This is a genomic window from Pseudomonas pseudonitroreducens, from assembly GCF_021603645.1.
Classification (GTDB): domain Bacteria; phylum Pseudomonadota; class Gammaproteobacteria; order Pseudomonadales; family Pseudomonadaceae; genus Pseudomonas; species Pseudomonas pseudonitroreducens.
Map to the genome: position 1 here is coordinate 1 of NZ_BQHJ01000045.1, position 757 is coordinate 757.

The following is a 757-nucleotide window of genomic DNA, read 5'->3' on the forward strand; positions in this document are numbered from 1 at the left end:
CACGCCAAGAGCGACAGCGACCTCGCCTGGACCAGCTCCAAGGGCGAAGGCAAGACCGACGAGACGCTGCGCCAGACCCAGATGATCGCCCAGGGCAACATCGCCATCAAAGCGGTGGACGGCCTGAAGATCGACTACAAGCACATCGACCAGAAGAGCGTCAGCCAGGCCATCGATGCGATGGTGCAGGCCGACCCCAACCTCGCCTGGATCAAGGAAGCCGAGGCGCGTGGGGATGTGGATTGGCGGGCGGTGAAGGAGATTCACGACTCGTACAAGTACAGCAACTCGGGGCTGGGTGCCGCGCCGCAACTCATCATTGCCATCGTCGCCTCCTACTTCCTTGGGCCGCTGTATGGCGCCATGGCCAGTAACCTCGCGGTTGGAACCATCAACAATGGTGGTGATATTGGGCAAGGTCTTGAATACGCCACCACATCCGATGCCCTCAAGAGCTATGCGATGGCGGGCGTTGGTGAATACGTCATCTCGCCGAAGCTGGATAGTTATTTCAAGGTCTCCACAGACACCGCCAACCAAGTCACCAAGGGATTCGACCTTAGTACTTGGGCTGGCGAGAAAGGCATCGGTGCCTTTGCGGCCTATAACAGTGCTCAAGCCCTGTCCCAGGCAGTCATGCAGCAAGCAGCGTTCGGCGGCAGCTTCGCCGATAACCTGATGGATGCCTTTAGTACTCAGGCCGGCAACCTGGGTATGGCAGTCGGGTTCAATGGTGTGGGGGATTGGGCGGCGGGGC

General features: G+C 59.7%; 1 protein-coding gene. It reads left to right on the forward strand.

Annotation, left to right across the window (positions count from 1 at the left end):
* The coding region (locus L6D89_RS32370; RefSeq protein ID WP_236202341.1) for a DUF637 domain-containing protein at positions 1-757 on the forward strand (757 nt) is incomplete at both ends.